Origin of the sequence: Antarcticimicrobium sediminis (assembly GCF_004348975.1) — a bacterium.
In the GTDB taxonomy this organism is placed as follows: domain Bacteria; phylum Pseudomonadota; class Alphaproteobacteria; order Rhodobacterales; family Rhodobacteraceae; genus Antarcticimicrobium; species Antarcticimicrobium sediminis.
In genome coordinates, this window is sequence record NZ_SMFP01000004.1 from 194868 (window position 1) to 213114 (window position 18247).

The following is an 18247-nucleotide window of genomic DNA, read 5'->3' on the forward strand; positions in this document are numbered from 1 at the left end:
TGTTGTCTTAGCCGAAGACCTTGGTCAGCGCCCGGTCAACGGTATCGGTGATCTGGTCGATGTCGTCGGCGGTGGCGATCAGTGCGGGCGAGAAGCACAGCACGTTGTTCAGCCCCGGCACCGAGCGGTTGGAGGCGCCGATGATGACCCCCTGCGCGCCGCATTCGGCCGAGACCTGCGCGATTTGCTTTTCGCTGACCGGTTCCTTGCTGGCGCGGTCGGCGACCAGTTCGGCGCCGCAGAACAGCCCCTTGCCGCGCACGTCGCCGATCACCTTGTGCTTTTCCATCAGGGCGCCGAGGTTGTCCATCATCCGCGCGCCCATGGTGTTGCAGTTGTCGAGCAGGTTCTCGTCCTCGATGATGCGCATGTTTTCCAGCGCCGCCGCCGGTCCTGCGGTGCAGCCACCAAAGGTCGAAATGTCGCGGAAATAGTTCATCGGGTCTGCGGCGTCGTCCTTGAACATGTTGAACACCTCTTCGGTGGTCACGCAGCAGGCGATGGCGGCATAGCCCGAGGCAACGCCCTTGGCCATGGTCACGAAATCAGGCTTGATGCCGTAGTGCTGATAACCGAACCATGTGCCGGTGCGACCGATGCCGCAGACGACCTCGTCGATATGCAGCAGGATGTCGTATTTCTTGCAGATTTCCTGCACCCGCTCCCAATAGCCCGGCGGCGGGGTGATGACGCCGCCACCGGCGGTTACGGGTTCAAGGCAGAGCCCGCCGACGGTATCGGGGCCCTCGGCCAGGATCACTTCTTCGATGGCATCGGCGGCGCGCTGGCCGTATTCTTCACCCGAGAGATCCCATTGTGCGCGGTATTCCATGCAGTGCGGCACGCGGACGAAACCGGGGGCCATGGGACCGTATTGCATCGCCCGTTCGTCCTGACCGCCGGCCGACATGGTGGCCAGCGTGCCGCCGTGATAGTCGCGGTCGCGGTACAGGATCTTGTGTTTCTTGCCGCCATTTTTCTTGTGCGCGATCTGGCGGATCATCTTGAACGCCTTCTCGTTCGCCTCGGAGCCGGAGTTGGTGTAGAAAACCCGGCTCATCCCCGGCATTTTCGAGATCAGCTTTTCCGAGAACAGCGAGCCCGGGATCGAGCCGGCTGACTGGGCGAAATAGCACAGTTTCATCAACTGGTCATAGACCGCCTTGGCGATGCTTTCGCGGCCATAGCCGACGTTGACCGTCCAGACCCCGCCGGAGACCGCATCGAGATACTCTTTCCCGTTCTGGTCCCAGACGCGCATGCCCTTGCCTTCGAGGATGATGCGCGGGTCGTTGGTTTCGAACTGTTTGTGCTGGATCAGGTGATGCCAGACATGGGCCTTGTCGGCCTCGATGATGCGACTGATGTCGTTTTCGTTGAACGTGCCGTCCATAGCCTGTCCTTTCGCTTTCTCAGGAATTCGTGGGCGCGCAATACCCCGCAGGCGGGGTTGGCGTTTATGCTATCACAAACGCCAGATTTCGGGATTCTCGTAGGTCCAGACGAAATTTTGACATAAGTCCAGTTTCTGGGGCGGGGGTTTAGCGCCCGGTGGACGTTGGATCGGTATGGGGAATTCGGTCGAAAACCATTGGTTTGCGAAACCGGAGGGGCGGTTTCGATGTCTGCGAGGTTTTGGGCGGGTCGCCAAAAACCAACCGGAACGCCCAAATTATGGGCAGGTGGGGGCGGGGTTGGCATCGACGTGTCGGCGCCGGGGGGGCAAGCCGGGGCCTGCCGCGCTCTTGCATCGTGATTGTCATGCGTCTATACGCGCCCAGTGGTCCGTTTGGGCCCGACTCACATTCACGAAACGCCGTGGTCGTCCTGTTCGCTTCGGGGACGCATCCGGCAATGGAGAAGCGATATGAAACTGCATGAACTGCGCGACAATGATGGCGCGACGAAATCCCGCAAACGCGTTGGCCGTGGCCCGGGTTCGGGCAAGGGCAAGACCGCTGGCCGCGGTATCAAGGGTCAGAAATCCCGTTCGGGTGTGGCGATCAACGGGTATGAAGGCGGCCAGATGCCGCTGTACCAACGTTTGCCTAAGCGCGGCTTCAACAAGCCGAACCGCAAGGAATTCTCGGTGATCAACCTTGGTCTGATCCAGAAATTCATCGAAGCCGGCAAGCTGGACGCCGGTCAGGCCATCACCGAGGACGCGCTGATTGCCTCGGGTCTGGTGCGCCGCAAGCTGGACGGCATTCGCGTTCTTGCCAAGGGTGAGTTCAACACCAAGGTGACGATCGAAGTCACCGGCGCCTCCAAATCGGCTGTTGCCGCTGTCGAGGCTGCGGGCGGTGCGCTGACGCTGAAGGTCACGACTGCGGGCGCTGATGCCTAAGCGGTTGTGGGCGGCGTACCAGCCGCTTACATAGACTTCAGTTTTCCATGACGCCGCCCGAGCCGGAAAACGGCTCTGGGCGGCGCAATCATAAGAGAGACCTCTTTCATGGCATCAGCAGCAGAACAAATGGCGGCGAATACCAGCTGGGCCGCCCTTGGCAAAGCGACCGATCTGCGCAATCGCATCCTGTTCACGCTGGGCCTGCTGATCGTGTATCGGCTGGGTACCTTTATTCCGGTGCCGGGGATCGACGGCGCGGCCCTGCGTGAGTTCATGGAGCAGGCGGGGCAGGGCATCGGCGGCATGGTGTCGATGTTCACCGGCGGCGCGTTGGGTCGGATGGGCATCTTTGCCCTGGGCATCATGCCTTATATCTCGGCCTCGATCATCGTGCAGCTTATGACCTCGATGGTTCCGTCGCTGGAGCAGCTCAAGAAAGAGGGCGAACAGGGCCGCAAGAAGATCAACCAGTACACCCGGTTCGGGACGGTGGCGCTGGCCACGGTGCAGGCCTATGGGCTGGCGGTCTCGTTGGAGTCGGGCGATCTGGCCACGGATGCGGGTCTGTATTTCCGGTTCTCGACCATGGTCACGCTGGTTGGCGGCACCATGTTCCTGATGTGGCTGGGGGAACAGATCACCTCGCGCGGGCTGGGCAACGGCATCTCGCTGATCATCTTCGTCGGCATCATCGCCGAGGTGCCTGCCGCGATCGCGCAGTTCTTTGCCAGTGGCCGGTCCGGCGCGCTGAGCCCGGCGGTCATTATCCTCGTGATGGTGATGGTGATCGCGGTGATCACCTTTGTGGTGTTCATGGAACGCGCCCTGCGCAAGATCCATATCCAGTATCCGCGCCGTCAGGTGGGGATGAAGGTCTATGACGGCGGCTCGTCGCACCTGCCGGTCAAGGTCAACCCGGCGGGCGTGATCCCGGCGATCTTTGCTTCTTCGTTGTTGCTGCTGCCGGTCACGATCTCGACCTTCTCGGCGAATGCGGCGAGCGGACCGGTGATGTCGTGGTTGCTGGCCAATTTCGGTCCGGGACAGCCGCTGTACCTGTTGTTCTTTGCTTCGATGATCGTGTTCTTTGCCTATTTCTATACCTTCAACGTGTCGTTCAAACCCGATGACGTGGCCGACAACCTGAAGAACCAGAACGGCTTTGTTCCCGGGATCCGTCCGGGCAAGAAGACGGCCGAGTATCTGGAATACGTCGTCAACCGCGTGCTTGTGCTGGGCTCGGCCTATCTGACAGCGGTCTGTCTGTTGCCGGAAATCCTGCGTGGGCAGTTTGCGATTCCGTTCTACTTTGGCGGCACCTCGGTTCTGATTATCGTGTCGGTGACGATGGACACGATCCAGCAGGCGCAAAGCCACCTTCTGGCGCACCAGTACGAAGGGCTGATCGAGAAATCGCAGCTGCGTGGGCGCGGCAAAGGGGCGGCGAAGAAACGCGCAAAACGGGGACCGGCACGGCGATGAACATTATTCTGCTAGGGGCGCCCGGCGCGGGTAAGGGAACACAGGCGCGCTATCTGGTCGAGGACCGCGGCATGGTGCAGTTGAGCACCGGTGACATGCTGCGCGAGGCCAAGGACAGCGGTACTGAGATGGGTAACGTTGTTGCCGAGGTGATGGCCAAGGGCCAGTTGGTGACCGACGAGATCGTGATTGGGCTGATCCGCGAAAAGCTGGAAACGGTGAAGGCCAACGGGTTCATCTTTGACGGCTTCCCGCGCACGCTGGCCCAGGCCGATGCGCTGGCCGCGTTGCTGCAGGCCGAGGGCCAGACGCTGGACGCGGTGGTCGAGATGGCGGTCGACGACGAGGCGCTGGTGCAACGCATCACCGCGCGGTCGACCTGTGGCAGCTGTGGTGAGGTTTACAACGACATCACCAAGCCGATCCCGGCAGATGGCAAATGCGCGAAATGCGGCGGCACCGAGTTCAAGCGTCGGGCCGACGACAACGAAGACAGCCTGCGCACGCGGCTGATGGAATATTACAAGAAAACCTCGCCGCTGATTGGTTATTACTATGCCAAGGGCAAGTTGACCCGGATCGACGGGCTGGGCGAGATCAACGATGTGCGCGCCGCGATTGGTCGCGTGCTGGACAAATAAGGTCGGGGGGTTGACCCCGCACAAAAAAGCCCATATCGACCCCCATCCCGAAAGGGAATCAAACACGCGGTACGGGATTCGTCCGTCCTGCGATCACCTCATGAAATGCTGGCCTGCTGGCGATCCCTGCCAAGGTTGAGCGTTGTGAAAAAAGGTTCTGGCGTTACGGAACCGCAACGAAAGGAAAGTGACACGTGGCACGTATTGCCGGCGTAAACATCCCCACTGCAAAGCGGGTCCCTATCGCCCTCACCTATATCACCGGAATCGGCAACACCTCGGCCAGAGCAATCTGTGAAGCCGTGGGTATTGAGCTGTCCCGTCGCGTCAACGAGTTGACCGACGCCGAAGTTCTGCAGATCCGCGAACATATCGACGCCAACTTCACCGTTGAAGGTGACCTGCGCCGTGAGACGCAGATGAACATCAAGCGTCTGATGGATCTGGGCTGCTATCGCGGTCTGCGTCATCGTCGCAACCTTCCGGTTCGCGGTCAGCGCACCCACACCAACGCTCGCACCCGCAAAGGCCCCGCTAAGGCCATTGCCGGCAAGAAGAAGTAAGGGAGGGTTCGATCAATGGCACGCGATAAGACTCGTACCAAGAAAAAAGAGCGTAAGAACATCGCCGCTGGCGTGGCGCATGTGAACAGCTCGTTCAACAACACCAAAATCCTGATCTCTGACGTGCAGGGCAACGCGATCTCGTGGTCGTCTGCTGGTACCATGGGCTTCAAAGGGTCGCGGAAATCGACCCCCTATGCGGCCCAGATGGCTGCCGAGGATGCTGGCCGCAAGGCGCAGGAACACGGCGTCAAGACGCTGGAAGTCGAAGTGCAGGGCCCCGGTTCGGGTCGTGAATCGGCGCTGCGTGCGCTGGCTGCGGCTGGTTTCAACATCACCTCGATCCGTGATGTGACGCCGATTGCACACAACGGCTGCCGCCCTCCGAAACGCCGTCGCGTTTAAGGGCAGAGACAGTTTTGACGGGGCCGTGTCAGAGCACGGCCCCGGTACGTTACTTTAAACCTCGGGCGTCTGCGCTTTAAGGACATGGAGCACAGACAGGAATGGAGGGACCGCATGATCCATAAGAACTGGGCCGAACTGATCAAGCCGACGCAGCTTGAGGTGACGCCGGGCAACGATCCCGCGCGCGAAGCCACTGTGGTGGCTGAACCGCTGGAACGCGGCTTTGGTCTGACCCTCGGCAACGCGCTGCGCCGTATTCTGATGTCGTCGCTTCAGGGCGCCGCCATCACCAGCGTGCAGATCGACAACGTGCTGCATGAGTTTTCCTCGGTCGCCGGCGTGCGCGAGGATGTTACAGACATCATCCTGAACTTGAAGGGTGTGTCGCTGCGCATGGAGGTCGAAGGCCCCAAGCGTCTGTCGATCAGCGCAAAAGGTCCGGCCGTGGTCACCGCGGGCGACATCAGCGAGAGCGCGGGGATCGAGATCCTGAACCGCGATCACGTGATCTGTCACCTCGACGATGGCGCCGACCTGTTCATGGAACTGACGGTCAACACCGGCAAAGGCTATGTCTCGGCTGAAAAGAACAAGCCCGAGGATGCGCCGATTGGCCTGATCCCGATCGACGCGATCTATTCGCCGATCAAGCGCGTCAGCTATGACGTTCAGCCCACCCGTGAAGGGCAGGTTCTGGACTATGACAAGCTGACCATGAAGGTTCTGACCGATGGCTCGCTGACCCCGGACGATGCGGTGGCCTATGCCGCCCGCATCCTGCAGGACCAGCTGTCGATCTTCGTCAACTTTGACGAGCCCGAAGCCGCCGGCCGCGAATCGGAAGAAGACGGGCTGGAGTTCAACCCGCTTCTGCTGAAGAAAGTGGACGAGCTGGAACTGTCGGTGCGCTCTGCGAACTGCCTGAAGAACGACAACATCGTCTATATCGGCGATCTGATCCAGAAGACCGAAGCCGAGATGCTGCGCACCCCGAACTTTGGCCGCAAATCCCTGAACGAGATCAAGGAAGTGCTTTCGGGCATGGGTCTGCATCTGGGGATGGATGTCGAAGACTGGCCGCCCGACAACATCGAAGATCTGGCGAAGAAGTTCGAAGACACGTTTTGATCGCGATGGGCGGGCTTAGGTCCGCCTGACGCAAAGCCCCCGGGCAGGGCGGGCCACAAACCCGCCACGCCCCAAGGAGAGCCGGTGACACGCATCGTCGGCCAGACAAAGCAAAACCGCCCGTAGAGGGCAACCTACTGGAGAAAAGAAAATGCGTCACGCACGTGGTTACCGCCGCCTCAACCGCACCCATGAGCACCGCAAGGCGCTCTTTGCCAACATGGCCGGGTCGCTGATTGAACATGAACAGATCAAGACGACCTTGCCCAAAGCCAAGGAATTGCGTCCGATCGTCGAAAAGCTGATCACGCTCGCCAAGCGCGGCGACCTGCACGCCCGTCGTCAGGCCGCAGCCCGGCTGAAGCAAGATCCGCATGTCGCCAAGCTGTTCGATATTCTGGGCCCGCGTTACAAGGACCGTCAGGGTGGTTACATCCGGGTTCTGAAGGCCGGCTTCCGTTATGGCGACATGGCACCGATGGCGATCATCGAATTCGTCGACCGTGACACCGATGCCAAAGGCGCGGGCGACAAGGCCCGTGTTGCCGCCGAAGAGGGTGTCGAGGACTAATCCACGACCCATCGGCTTACAGTTTTGGGGTGCTGCCTGACCGGGCGGCACCCTTTTTCGTTTCCGTTCAGCGCTGCGCGTTGCCCGCTACTCGGCGTCCAGGTCGGCCTTGATCAGCCGCTCGAGGTCGCGGACCGTATGGTTTGCCAGGTTCTTCGGGATTTCGGCCACGACCTTGGCTTTCACCTCTGGGTGCAACGCGTCGCGCAGCTTGCCCAGAAGATCGGGGGCGGCAGCGATCACCAGCTGGCTATAGGCACCCTTGTGCGCGTGTCCATACAGGATCCCGGCAAGCTCCTTGGCGAACCTGTCGCGCGCCAGGTCGTGCCAGTCGGTCTGTTCCATCGCCGAGCTTTGCCCGGCGCCGGGATCCGCACGGCGGCCCGGACGGTCGGCATTGTCGGCGACCTTGGGCTGGACCTCGCGGGCGATAACTTCGAAATCGGGGTTGGCGTGGCCCGTCAGGTTGCGCATCAGGAGCGCTTTTTCGCTGTCCGCCACAACGACCCAGGTTCCCTTTGTCAGCTTGCTCATTTGGCTCTCCTCCTCCTGTTCCCGCAGGAGGGTAGCCGGAGCGGGGCCTTTGCGTAAAGTGCGCCAACGCGCGGTGTCGGGGCGGGGCCGTGACGGGGCCGGGGGGCGCCACGCCTTGCAATCGCGCCCGGTGGCGCGCATATCGGGCCAAACCGCAAAGGAGGCGTCCATGTTCCGCGTTCTTCTCATCACGCTCGGTCTGGCGTTTTCGGCGTCGATCTCCGGCCCCGTGGCTGCAGAGACGAAAGTGCCGCAGTCGCAGGCCGAGATATCGCTCGGCTTCGCGCCGCTGGTCAAACAGGCGGCGCCGGCGGTGGTGAATATCTATGCCCGCATCGTCACCCAGGGGCAGCCCAGCCCGTTTGCCGGTGATCCGTTCTTTGAAGATCTCTTTCGCGGCTTCGGCTCGTCCCGCCCGCGGGTGCAAAACTCGCTCGGGTCGGGGGTGATCCTGTCGCCGGACGGGATCGTGGTGTCGAATTACCATGTGGTCGGTCAGGCCACCGATATCCGCGTGGTGACGGCGGACCGGCATGAATACGAGGCCCGCGTGGTGCTGTCCGACAAGGAGGCTGACCTCGCCATTCTACAACTGGAGGGGGCGCAGGGGCTGCCGTACCTGCCGCTGCGCGCGTCCGATCATGTAGAGGTGGGCGAGTTGGTGCTGGCCATCGGCAACCCGTTCGGGGTCGGTCAGACCGTGAGCAGCGGCATCGTGTCCGGGCTGGCGCGCTCGGGCGCGGCCACCGGGGCCGGGCGGGGTTATTTCCTGCAGACCGATGCGCCGATCAACCCCGGAAATTCGGGCGGGGCTTTGATCGACGTGAACGGGGCGCTGATCGGGATCAATACCCGCATTCTCAGCCGCTCTGGCGGGTCGAACGGTATCGGTTTTGCCATTCCCGCCGATATGGTGGCGCAGTTCGTCGAACAGGCGCGCGCTGGCAATACCCAGTTCGAGCGGCCTTGGGCCGGGATGTCGGGGCAGCCGGTGGATGCCGATCTGGCGCAGTCGCTGGGGCTGGACCTGCCCGAGGGGATCGTGATCTCGGATCTGCATCCGCAAAGCCCGTTTCGCAAGGCCGGGTTCGAGGTTGGCGATGTGATTGCCAAGGTTGACGGTCAACCGGTCAATTCGCCCTCGGAAATGGTGTTTCGCATGTCGGTGCAGGGCATCGGTGCGACGGCGCGGGTCACGCGCGCGCGCGCGGGGCAATCGGACGAGATCGTGGTCGATATGATCGCCGCCCCCGATGATCCACCTGCCGAGCCGGTGACGCTGGACGAAAAAACCGTGGTGCCGGGGTTGTCGGTGGCGCGGGCCAATCCGGCGGTGATCGCGCGGCTGGGCCTGTCGCTTGCGACCGAGGGCGTGGTGGTGACGGACCCGGGCCCCTATGGCGCGCGGGCCGGGTTGAAACCGGGCGATGTGATCGGCGCGATCAACGACACGGCTGTGACGGTGCCCGGCGATGTGCGCCGCGCGCTGAGCGATCCGGGCCGGCGGTTCACGATGGACCTGCTGCGCCGGGGTCAACGCCTGCGCCTGCGGTTCCGGCTGTAGCGTATGGCGGATCTGTTCGATACCGGCGCAGAGCCGACCCCGTCCCGCACCCGCCCGCTGGCCGACCGGCTGCGGCCGCAAACGCTGGCCGAGGTGATCGGGCAGGTGCAGATCCTTGGCGAGAACGGGCCGCTGGGGGCGATGCTGGCGTCGGGGTCGCTGTCGTCGCTGATCCTTTGGGGGCCGCCGGGGGTGGGGAAAACCACCATCGCGCGGCTTCTGGCTGAGGAAAGCGATCTGCATTTCGTGCAGATCAGCGCCATTTTTACCGGTGTTCCCGATCTGAAAAAGGTGTTCGAGGCGGCCCGGATGCGCCGCAGCAACGGCAAGGGCACCTTGTTGTTCGTCGACGAGATCCACCGGTTCAACAAGGCGCAACAGGACGGGTTCCTGCCCTATATGGAGGATGGCACGATCCTGTTGATCGGGGCCACCACCGAGAACCCCTCGTTCGAGCTGAACGCGGCGTTGCTGAGCCGGTCGCAGGTGCTGGTGTTGGAACGGCTGAGCCTTGCCGATCTGGAACGGCTGGTGCAACGCGCGGAACAGGAACTGGGCCGGGCGCTGCCGCTGACCGGTGAGGCGCGCGATGCCTTGCTGGAAATGGCCGATGGCGACGGGCGCGCGGCGCTGAACCTGATCGAACAGGTGATGGCGTGGAAGGTGGCGGATAAGCTGAGCCCGGATCAGCTTGCCACCCGGCTGATGCGGCGGGCGGCAAAATACGACAAATCGGGGGACGAGCATTACAACCTGATCTCGGCGCTGCACAAATCGGTGCGCGGGTCAGACCCGGAGGCGGCGCTGTACTGGTTCGCGCGGATGCTGGAGGGCGGCGAGGACCCGCGGTTTCTGGCGCGCCGCCTCACCCGGATGGCGGTCGAGGATATTGGCCTTGCCGATCCGCAGGCGCAGACCCATTGCCTGCATGCCTGGGAAACCTATGAGCGGCTGGGCAGCCCCGAGGGCGAGCTGGCGCTGGCGCAGGCGGTGATCTATCTGGCCCTCGCGCCGAAATCCAACGCTGGCTACATGGCTTACAAGATGGCGCGGCAACTGGCCAAGAAGACCGGCAGCGAGCCGCCGCCCAAGCATATCCTGAACGCGCCTACCGGCTTGATGAAGGAGCAGGGCTACGGCGCCGGCTATGCCTATGACCACGATGCCGAGGGGGCCTTTTCGGGCCAGAACTATTTCCCCGAACAGATGAAGCGCCCGGTGATGTACGCCCCGGTCGAGCGCGGCTTTGAGCGCGAGCTGAAGAAGCGGTTGGACTATTTCGCCAAGCTGCGGCTGCAGCGGCAGGAGGGCTAGGGCGCGGCGGCCTGCGGTCTTGTTCCGCGCAGGGGGACTCGGTTGGCCGGAAGGTCGATTTTCGGCGTGACATTGGCGGGAAACTCCACTGTGGCTTGACTCCTGCCCCGTGCCGCGCGACAGACCGGCCATGATGCAAACGGTTTCATTCGTGGCACTGGGCGGCGCGCTCGGCGCGACTCTGCGCTACCTTGCGGGGCTCGGACTCCTGCGGCTGCTGGGGCATACCAGTTTTCCCGTGGCGATCTTGATCGTGAATATTCTGGGCTCTTTGTTGATGGGGGTCTTTGTCGTGGTGGCGGCGCACAAGGGGCTGACGCATCTGAGCCCGCTGGTGATGACCGGGATGCTTGGCGGGTTCACCACGTTTTCGACCTTTTCGCTGGAGGCCGTGAACCTGATCGAACGCGGCGATTTGGGGCAGGCGGCGCTGTATGTGCTGCTGTCGGTGGTGGTGTCAATTCTGGCGCTTGCACTGGGTATGATTTTGACGCGTGGAGTGTTGGCATGAGTGGCGTACAGATGATCACGGTAGAGGACGGCGACGGCGAGCAGCGGTTGGACCGCTGGCTGCGGCGTCTGTTGCCGCACGTCAGTCAGGGCCGCATCGAAAAGATGTGCCGCAAGGGCGATCTGCGCGTCGATGGCGGGCGGGTCAAGGCCTCGACCCGGTTGCAGGTCGGCCAGCAGGTGCGGATCCCGCCGCTGCCGGACGCCGACCACAAGCCGGCGCCGCCGCGCACGCATATTTCGGACGCGGACGCCAAGATGATTCAGGATTGCGTGATCTATCGCGACGACCAGATCATCGCGCTGAATAAGCCGCCGGGGCTGGCAGTGCAGGGCGGCAGCGGCACGACCAAACATGTGGACGGGCTGTCCGAAGCGCTGTGCTTTGGCTATGACGAAAAGCCGCGTCTGGTGCATCGGTTGGACAAGGACACCTCGGGCGTGCTGTTGCTGGCGCGCACGCGCGAGGCGGCGGTGGCGCTGACGGCGGCGTTCCGGCACCGGGCGACACACAAGATCTATTGGGCGCTGGTTGCCGGTGTTCCGACCCCCTATCTGGGCGAGATCAAGGCCGGCCTGGTCAAGGCCTCGGGGCATGGTGGCAAGGGCGAGGGCGAGAAGATGATCGCGGTGCATCCGCGTGACATCGACAGCACACCGGGGGCGAAACGGGCGCATACGCTGTACGCCACGCTGTACCGGGTGGCGGGGCGCGCGGCTTGGGTCGCGATGGAACCGTTGACCGGGCGCACGCACCAGTTGCGCGCCCATATGGCCGAGATGGGGCATCCGATCGTGGGCGACGGCAAATACGGTGGCTCGGGGCAAGAGAACATGGGCGACGGCTGGGGCGCGCAACTGGGTGGCATCATCAGCAAGAAATTGCATCTGCACGCCCGCAGCCTGAGTTTTGAGCATCCGAAGACGAAAAAGACGATCCTGATCACCGCCGATCTGCCAGAGCATATGAAGCAGACCTGGGAGACCTTTGGCTGGACCGAAGATCTGGCCGAAAATGACCCGTTCGAGGCGCTGCGTTGACCCAACGGCTGGTTATCTTTGACGTGGACGGAACGCTTGTCGACAGCCAGCACAGCATTGTCGCGGCCATGACGGCGGCGTTCGAGGCGCAGGGGCTGGCGGTGCCTGATCGTGGCGCGATTCTGTCGATCGTGGGTCTGTCGCTGGATCACGCGATGCTGCGGCTGGCGCCTGATCTGGCGCTTGATATCCGTGCGCAGCTGGTCGAGGGCTATCGCGCCGCCTATCAGGCGCATCGTCTGGCGCAGGGGGCGGCGCATTCGCCGCTGTTCCCCGGAACGCTGGAGATGCTGGAGGACTTGGCGGCGCAGCCCGGGCTGGTGCTGGGCGTGGCCACCGGAAAATCGCGCCGGGGCCTTGATGCGCTGATCGCGGCGCATGGGCTGGAGCGCTATTTCGTCACAACCCAGGTGGCCGATGATCACCCGTCAAAGCCGCACCCGGGGATGATCCTGGCGGCATTGGAGGAGGCCGACGTCTTGGCCGCCGATGCGGTGATGGTGGGCGACACCAGCTATGACATGGAGATGGCCAGCGCCGCCGGTGTTGCCGGGCTGGGCGTGAGCTGGGGCTATCACCCCCGTACGGCATTGACGGCGGCGCGCAGGGTGATCGATCGGATCGCGGATCTGCCCTTGGCGTTGAACCAGATTTGGAAAGACCCGACATGAGTGAGTGGAAGCAGAAGCGGTTTTGGACCGATGTGAGCGTCGAGAAAGATGCGGATGGATATTCCGTGGCGCTGGACGGACGGCTGATCAAGACGCCCGCCAAGGCCCCGCTGCGCCTGCCAGCCCGGCCTATGGCCGAGGCCGTGGCCGCCGAATGGGCCGCGCAGGAGGGCGAGATCGACCCGCGCCGGATGCCGTTCACCCGCTCGGCCAATGCGGCGATCGACAAGGTGCGCACGCAGCATGGCGAGGTGGCCGACATGCTGGCCGCCTATGGCGATTCAGATCTGTTGTGCTATCGCGCCGACAGCCCGCAGGAACTGGTGGAGCGGCAGGCCGAGGCCTGGGACCCGGCGCTGGAGTGGGCCGAGACGGCGCTTGGAACGCGTCTTGAGCTGCGCAGCGGTGTGGTTCACAGGCCGCAGCAGCCGGACGCGCTGGAGCGGCTGCGGGCGCAGGTGCATGCGCTTGATGCGTTCCGGCTGGCGGCGTTTCACGATCTGGTCAGCCTGTCGGGTTCGCTGGTGCTGGGATTTGCGGCGGCGCAGAATTGGCGCGATGCCGAGGCGCTGTGGGATCTGTCGCGGCTTGATGAGCTGTGGCAGGAGGAGCATTGGGGCGTCGATGACGAGGCCGCCGCGCTGGCCGCGTACAAGCGCGATGCCTTCCTGCATGCCAAGAAATTCTATGATTTTGCATGAATGAGCAGGGCTTAGGCGCTGTCGCTTCGTGAGGCCCCCGGCGCGGGGAGGGGGATCTAATTGTCTGATCCAACCCTTGACGTCCGTTGGTGAATCCGCCCAAACTCACTCATACTGAAGGGGAGTACCCCACTTGGTACATGAACCGGCGTTTGTGTTGCCGGAGAAACCGTCCCTACAAAGAGGCGGTAAATCAGGAAGAGGTGAATATGAATAAATCCGTATTTTTGGGCGCGCTGACCGTCGCTGGCCTGATGGCCGGCGTCGCCGCTGCGGGCACGATGGATGATGTCAAAGCCCGCGGTAAGCTGAACTGCGGCGTGACGACTGGCCTGGTCGGCTTTGCCGCTCCGGATGCCAACGGGGTCTGGAACGGGTTCGACGTGTCCGTCTGCCGTGCGGTTGCTGCGGCGGTTCTGGGCGATCAGAACGCGGTTGAATTCGTGCCGACCACGGGCAAGACGCGCTTTACCGCGCTGGCCTCGGGCGAAATCGACCTGCTGGCACGGAACACGACCTGGACCTTCTCGCGCGATGTCGATCTGAAGTTCGAATTCATCGGCGTGAACTACTATGACGGTCAAGGCTTCATGGTTCCCAAAAGCCTGGGCGTGTCTTCGGCCAAGGAACTGGACGGCGCGACCGTCTGCATCCAGACCGGCACCACCACCGAGTTGAACCTGGCGGACTTCTTCCGCTCGAACAACATCAGCTATGAGCCGGTGCCGATCGAAACCAATGCCGAAGCACAGCAGCAGTACCTTGCCGGTGCTTGCGACGTGTACACCACCGACGCGTCCGGTCTGGCCGCAACCCGCGCCACCTTTGAAGCCCCCGGCGATCACGTGATCCTGCCGGAGATCATTTCGAAAGAGCCGCTGGGCCCGCTTGTTCGCCATGGCGACAGCGAGTGGGGCGACATTGCACGCTGGACCCTCAACGCGCTGATCGCCGCTGAGGAATATGGCGTGACCTCGGCCAATATCGAAGAGCTGGCCAAGGGGACCAACAACCCGGAAATCAACCGTCTGTTGGGCACCGAAGGCACCTTGGGTGAAATGCTGGGCCTGGACAAGGAATGGGCCAAGCGCGCGATTGCCGCCAACGGCAACTATGGTGAAATCTTTGCCAAGAACATCGGCGAGAATTCTCCGGTTGGTCTGGGGCGTGGTCTGAACGCACAGTGGACCAACGGTGGTCTGCTCTACGCACCGCCGTTCCGCTAAGAGACACAAGATCAGGGCGCGGATCACTCCGCGCCCTTTTTTATTTTCTCAAGTATAACAATTGGTCCGGTTTTCGCGGAGCGGGGGAAAACCCTGCCGGAGGAGAGACCGGGGTGCCACGGGGAACCATCGGTCATGACACTACTTACTGACCCGCCGAAGGAGCAGTTTCGGCTATCCATGCTGCTCTACGATACGCGCTACCGCTCAGCGACGTTTCAAGTGATCGCGCTGCTTTGCTTCATGCTTTTGGCGGCTTGGCTGATCAGCAACACCGCCCAGAACCTGGCCGAACTGGGCAAGCCGATCGATTTCGGTTTTTTCGGTGAATCAGCCGGATATGATATCAACCAGCGCCTGTTGGATTACGATTCACAAGACACCCATCTGCGGGCGGCGCTGATCGGGCTTTTGAACACGCTTGTCGTGGCCGCGCTTGGCTGTGCGACGGCCACAGTGCTTGGCGTTACTGTGGGTGTTTTGCGCCTGTCGAACAACTGGCTGATTTCCCGGCTGATGACGGTCTATGTCGAGATGTTCCGCAATGTGCCGGTTCTGCTGTGGATCGTGTTCATCATGGCGGTCATGATCGAGACCTTGCCGGCGCCACGGGCGTTTCGCGGCGACAACGCCACGGCGAGCATGTTGCTTGGCGACAGTGTGGCGTTGACCAATCGCGGGGTCTATATTCCCGAACCGCTGTTTTCGCGTAGCCTGGGGGATATTCACCTGCTGGGCGAGTCCAGCCTGCGGTTCAATGTCAGCCTAGATCTGATCGTTGTTCTGGCGGTGCTGATCGGCGGCGTCTGGGTGTCTCAATTCATCAAGCGTCGGGCAGACCGAATTCAGGAAAGCACCGGCGATCGGCCGACCACCTGGTATCTGCGTCTGGGCGTGATCGTGGTGCCGCTGGTCATCGTTCTGGCCGCGCTGGGGTTTTATCTGGGCCATCCGGAGTTGAAAGGGTTCAACTTCAAGGGTGGGACACATATGCGCAATTCGCTGATCGCCTTGTGGTTGGCGCTGTCGCTTTATACGGCGGCTTTCGTGGCCGAAATCGTGCGCTCGGGCATCATGGCGATTTCCAGCGGACAGACCGAGGCGGCCTCGGCGTTGGGGTTGCGGTCGAACCGGATCATGTCGCTGGTGATCCTGCCGCAGGCGCTGCGGGTGATCGTGCCGCCGCTGATTTCGCAATATCTGAACCTGACCAAGAACTCGTCTCTGGCGATTGCGGTGGGGTACATGGATATCACCGGGACCTTGGGCGGCATCACCATGAACCAGACCGGTCGAGAACTGGAATGCGTTCTGTTGTTGATGCTGATCTATCTGATCATCAGCCTGAGCATTTCGACGGTGATGAACTGGTACAACGAATCCGTAAAGCTGGAGGAGCGCTGAGATGACCGATGTTTCTTTTGTCCGCACGGAAATCCTGCCGGAAAAGGCCCCGCCCGTTACCTCGGCCGGTGCCATCGGCTGGGCACGGACCAACCTGTTTTCTGGGGTGTTCAACACGGTGCTGACGCTGGTTTCGCTGGCCGTGGTATACTTTGTGCTGGCGGCAATCATCCCCTGGGTGCTGTCGCCGACCTGGAACGGCACCTCGTTGTCCGACTGCCGCGACATGCTGGCGGCCGCGGGTCACAACGATGGTCATGGCGGCGCCTGTTGGGGGGTGATCCGCGAACGTTGGATTCAACTGATGTTCGGGTTCTATCCCAGCGATCAGTATTGGCGCCCGATCCTGTCGTTTGTGCTGCTGGCCGTGGCGCTGGCGCCGGTCCTGTTTTCGGACAAGGTGCCGGGCAAGATGCTGTATTTCTCGCTTGCCTATCCGTTCATCTTTCCGTGGCTTCTGTGGGGGGGCACCATCTGGGGTCCGCTCGTGGCTGCGGCGGGCTTTGGCATCGGCTATATGGTCTATCGCCTGATTTCGGACACCATGAGCAGCCTCGCCGGCATGATCGGCGGCGTTGCGGCGGCCTTGATTTGGTGGCTGGTACTGTCGGGGCTGGCGGTTTCGGCGCTGGATAGCATTCTGGCGATCGGGCTGGAACCGGTCGTCAGCCGCAGGTTTGGCGGGTTCATGTTGTCGATCACCATTGGGGTCGTCGCCATCGCCTGTTCGCTGCCTCTGGGCATCGTTCTGGCGCTGGGGCGGCGATCCGACCTTTTGATCGTGAAATACCTGTGCGTCGGCTTTATCGAGTTCATTCGCGGTGTGCCGCTGATCACGCTGTTGTTCGTGGCCTCGACCCTGCTCAATATCTTCATGCCGCCGGGAACCGATTTCGACATCATCCTGCGGGTTCTGATCATGGTGACGCTGTTCGCGTCGGCCTATATGGCCGAGGTGATCCGTGGCGGGCTCGCCGCGCTGCCCAAGGGGCAGTACGAGGGCGCCGATTCGCTGGGGTTGAACTATTGGCAGGCGCAGCGGCTGATCATCATGCCGCAGGCGCTGAAAATCTCGATCCCCGGCATCGTTTCAACCTTTATCGGGGTGTTCAAGGACACCACGCTGGTTTCGATCATCGGGCTTCTTGATCCGCTGGGTCTGTCGAACGCCATCCGGGCGGACGCCAACTGGAACGGCATCGTGTGGGAGCTGTATGGCTTTATCGCGCTGCTGTTCTTCGTCGTCTGCTTCGGCATGTCCCGTTACTCCATGTATCTGGAGCGCAAGCTTCAGACCAGCCACAAGTAAGGAATTTGAACCATGGCTGACTTGGCTATCGACCGCGAAATCGACCGCTCCAAGATGCAAGTCTCGGATGAGGTTGCCGTCGAGATCATCAACATGAACAAGTGGTACGGGACCTTTCACGTGCTGCGCGACATCAACCTGACGGTCAACTCTGGCGAGCGGATCGTCATCGCTGGCCCATCGGGCTCGGGCAAATCGACCCTGATCCGCTGCATCAACGCGCTGGAGGAGCACCAGCAGGGCAAGATCACCGTCGACGGCACGGAGTTGTCGAACGACCTCAAGAACATCGACAAGATCCGCTCCGAGGTCGGGATGGTGTTCCAACACTTCAACCTGTTCCCGCATCTGACCATTCTGGAAAACTGTACGCTGGCGCCGATCTGGGTGCGCAAGACCCCCCGCAAAGAGGCGGTGGAGCGGGCGATGCATTTCCTTGAAAAGGTCAAGATCCCCGATCAGGCCAACAAGTACCCCGGTCAGCTCTCCGGGGGGCAGCAGCAGCGGGTGGCGATCGCGCGCAGCCTGTGCATGATGCCGCGGATCATGCTGTTTGACGAACCGACCTCGGCGTTGGACCCGGAGATGATCAAAGAGGTGCTCGACACCATGATCGAACTGGCCGAGGAGGGGATGACCATGCTGTGCGTCACCCATGAGATGGGGTTTGCCCGTCAGGTGGCGAACCGGGTCATCTTTATGGATCAGGGCCAGATCGTGGAACAGAACGAGCCGGAAGAGTTCTTCAACAACCCGCAAAGCGAGCGGACCAAGCTGTTCCTGAGCCAGATTCTGGGCCACTAACAGAGCCTGTGAACGACAATTGAGAG

The 18247-nt window shown here is 62.1% G+C and carries 19 protein-coding genes; 17 read left to right on the forward strand and 2 right to left on the reverse strand.

Features of this window, described 5'->3' with window-relative positions; genetic code table 11:
- Positions 1-7 precede the first annotated feature (7 nt).
- On the reverse strand, positions 8-1393 hold the full coding sequence (locus E1B25_RS08325; protein ID WP_132828319.1) for an aminotransferase family protein: 1386 nt from the start codon (positions 1391-1393) through the stop codon (positions 8-10).
- A gap of 474 nt (positions 1394-1867) precedes the next feature.
- Here E1B25_RS08325 and rplO point away from each other — a divergent pair, with 474 nt between their 5' ends.
- The 7 genes from rplO to rplQ all read left to right on the forward strand — a co-directional run bounded on the left by rplO (position 1868) and on the right by rplQ (position 7143).
- Positions 1868-2347 (forward strand): 50S ribosomal protein L15, encoded by a 480-nt coding sequence (rplO, locus tag E1B25_RS08330; RefSeq protein ID WP_132828320.1) that lies wholly within the window; start codon positions 1868-1870, stop codon positions 2345-2347.
- Positions 2348-2455: 108 nt separating this feature from the next.
- Positions 2456-3832: a preprotein translocase subunit SecY gene (gene secY / locus E1B25_RS08335; RefSeq protein WP_132828322.1), complete on the forward strand. Its 1377-nt coding sequence runs from the start codon at positions 2456-2458 to the stop codon at positions 3830-3832.
- Entirely contained in the window at positions 3829-4473 is a 645-nt protein-coding gene (locus E1B25_RS08340) for an adenylate kinase (protein WP_132828323.1), read from the forward strand. Before secY ends, E1B25_RS08340 begins: the two co-directional genes overlap by 4 nt.
- Positions 4474-4667: 194 nt before the next feature.
- Positions 4668-5036 (forward strand): 30S ribosomal protein S13, encoded by a 369-nt coding sequence (rpsM, locus tag E1B25_RS08345; RefSeq protein WP_132828325.1) that lies wholly within the window; start codon positions 4668-4670, stop codon positions 5034-5036.
- A gap of 15 nt (positions 5037-5051) precedes the next feature.
- Complete coding sequence (rpsK, locus tag E1B25_RS08350; protein ID WP_132828327.1) at positions 5052-5441, forward strand: 30S ribosomal protein S11; 390 nt, start codon at positions 5052-5054, stop codon at positions 5439-5441.
- 114 nt (positions 5442-5555) lie between these two features.
- Positions 5556-6572: a DNA-directed RNA polymerase subunit alpha gene (locus E1B25_RS08355; RefSeq protein WP_132828329.1), complete on the forward strand. Its 1017-nt coding sequence runs from the start codon at positions 5556-5558 to the stop codon at positions 6570-6572.
- Positions 6573-6723: 151 nt separating this feature from the next.
- Positions 6724-7143 (forward strand): 50S ribosomal protein L17, encoded by a 420-nt coding sequence (gene rplQ, locus E1B25_RS08360; RefSeq protein ID WP_132828331.1) that lies wholly within the window; start codon positions 6724-6726, stop codon positions 7141-7143.
- An 87-nt stretch (positions 7144-7230) separates the two neighbouring features.
- Here rplQ and E1B25_RS08365 read toward each other — a convergent pair whose 3' ends face one another.
- Positions 7231-7677: a host attachment family protein gene (locus E1B25_RS08365; protein WP_132828332.1), complete on the reverse strand. Its 447-nt coding sequence runs from the start codon at positions 7675-7677 to the stop codon at positions 7231-7233.
- 169 nt (positions 7678-7846) lie between these two features.
- On the opposite strand from E1B25_RS08365, the gene E1B25_RS08370 reads away from it, so the two are divergent.
- The 10 genes from E1B25_RS08370 (at position 7847) to E1B25_RS08415 (ending at position 18221) form a co-directional block, all read left to right on the forward strand.
- Complete coding sequence (locus E1B25_RS08370; protein WP_132828333.1) at positions 7847-9241, forward strand: trypsin-like peptidase domain-containing protein; 1395 nt, start codon at positions 7847-7849, stop codon at positions 9239-9241.
- A 3-nt stretch (positions 9242-9244) separates the two neighbouring features.
- Complete coding sequence (locus E1B25_RS08375) at positions 9245-10555, forward strand: replication-associated recombination protein A (protein WP_132828335.1); 1311 nt, start codon at positions 9245-9247, stop codon at positions 10553-10555.
- Between the two features lie 130 nt (positions 10556-10685).
- Positions 10686-11066, forward strand: coding sequence for a fluoride efflux transporter CrcB (crcB, locus tag E1B25_RS08380; protein WP_132828337.1), 381 nt, complete (start codon positions 10686-10688; stop codon positions 11064-11066).
- Positions 11063-12106: an RluA family pseudouridine synthase gene (locus tag E1B25_RS08385; protein ID WP_132828339.1), complete on the forward strand. Its 1044-nt coding sequence runs from the start codon at positions 11063-11065 to the stop codon at positions 12104-12106. The genes crcB and E1B25_RS08385 overlap by 4 nt, the downstream gene beginning before the upstream one ends.
- Entirely contained in the window at positions 12103-12777 is a 675-nt protein-coding gene (locus tag E1B25_RS08390) for an HAD-IA family hydrolase (protein ID WP_132828341.1), read from the forward strand. Before E1B25_RS08385 ends, E1B25_RS08390 begins: the two co-directional genes overlap by 4 nt.
- Complete coding sequence (locus E1B25_RS08395) at positions 12774-13478, forward strand: ATP12 family chaperone protein (RefSeq protein ID WP_132828343.1); 705 nt, start codon at positions 12774-12776, stop codon at positions 13476-13478. The genes E1B25_RS08390 and E1B25_RS08395 overlap by 4 nt, the downstream gene beginning before the upstream one ends.
- Before the next feature lie 209 nt (positions 13479-13687).
- Complete coding sequence (locus E1B25_RS08400) at positions 13688-14704, forward strand: amino acid ABC transporter substrate-binding protein (protein ID WP_132828345.1); 1017 nt, start codon at positions 13688-13690, stop codon at positions 14702-14704.
- A gap of 135 nt (positions 14705-14839) precedes the next feature.
- Positions 14840-16108 carry an amino acid ABC transporter permease gene (locus E1B25_RS08405; RefSeq protein WP_132828346.1) on the forward strand — a complete coding sequence of 423 codons (1269 nt, stop codon included), beginning with the start codon at positions 14840-14842 and terminating at the stop codon, positions 16106-16108.
- Between the two features lies 1 nt (position 16109).
- On the forward strand, positions 16110-17417 hold the full coding sequence (locus E1B25_RS08410) for an amino acid ABC transporter permease (RefSeq protein ID WP_132828348.1): 1308 nt from the start codon (positions 16110-16112) through the stop codon (positions 17415-17417).
- A gap of 12 nt (positions 17418-17429) precedes the next feature.
- The gene (locus E1B25_RS08415; protein ID WP_132828350.1) at positions 17430-18221 is read left to right on the forward strand and encodes an amino acid ABC transporter ATP-binding protein; all 792 of its coding nucleotides are present in this window, start codon (positions 17430-17432) and stop codon (positions 18219-18221) included.
- Positions 18222-18247 lie beyond the last annotated feature (26 nt).

Coding starts and splice junctions, on each gene's coding strand:
- E1B25_RS08355 (WP_132828329.1), top strand. CDS start 5,556: ATGATCCATAAGAACTGGGCCGAACTGATCAAGCCGACGCAGCTTGAG.
- rplO (WP_132828320.1), top strand. CDS start 1,868: ATGAAACTGCATGAACTGCGCGACAATGATGGCGCGACGAAATCCCGC.
- rpsK (WP_132828327.1), top strand. CDS start 5,052: ATGGCACGCGATAAGACTCGTACCAAGAAAAAAGAGCGTAAGAACATC.
- E1B25_RS08375 (WP_132828335.1), top strand. CDS start 9,245: ATGGCGGATCTGTTCGATACCGGCGCAGAGCCGACCCCGTCCCGCACC.
- E1B25_RS08370 (WP_132828333.1), top strand. CDS start 7,847: ATGTTCCGCGTTCTTCTCATCACGCTCGGTCTGGCGTTTTCGGCGTCG.
- E1B25_RS08385 (WP_132828339.1), top strand. CDS start 11,063: ATGAGTGGCGTACAGATGATCACGGTAGAGGACGGCGACGGCGAGCAG.
- E1B25_RS08325 (WP_132828319.1), bottom strand. CDS start 1,393: ATGGACGGCACGTTCAACGAAAACGACATCAGTCGCATCATCGAGGCC.
- crcB (WP_132828337.1), top strand. CDS start 10,686: ATGATGCAAACGGTTTCATTCGTGGCACTGGGCGGCGCGCTCGGCGCG.
- rplQ (WP_132828331.1), top strand. CDS start 6,724: ATGCGTCACGCACGTGGTTACCGCCGCCTCAACCGCACCCATGAGCAC.
- E1B25_RS08340 (WP_132828323.1), top strand. CDS start 3,829: ATGAACATTATTCTGCTAGGGGCGCCCGGCGCGGGTAAGGGAACACAG.
- E1B25_RS08395 (WP_132828343.1), top strand. CDS start 12,774: ATGAGTGAGTGGAAGCAGAAGCGGTTTTGGACCGATGTGAGCGTCGAG.
- secY (WP_132828322.1), top strand. CDS start 2,456: ATGGCATCAGCAGCAGAACAAATGGCGGCGAATACCAGCTGGGCCGCC.
- E1B25_RS08415 (WP_132828350.1), top strand. CDS start 17,430: ATGGCTGACTTGGCTATCGACCGCGAAATCGACCGCTCCAAGATGCAA.
- E1B25_RS08405 (WP_132828346.1), top strand. CDS start 14,840: ATGACACTACTTACTGACCCGCCGAAGGAGCAGTTTCGGCTATCCATG.
- E1B25_RS08410 (WP_132828348.1), top strand. CDS start 16,110: ATGACCGATGTTTCTTTTGTCCGCACGGAAATCCTGCCGGAAAAGGCC.
- E1B25_RS08365 (WP_132828332.1), bottom strand. CDS start 7,677: ATGAGCAAGCTGACAAAGGGAACCTGGGTCGTTGTGGCGGACAGCGAA.
- E1B25_RS08400 (WP_132828345.1), top strand. CDS start 13,688: ATGAATAAATCCGTATTTTTGGGCGCGCTGACCGTCGCTGGCCTGATG.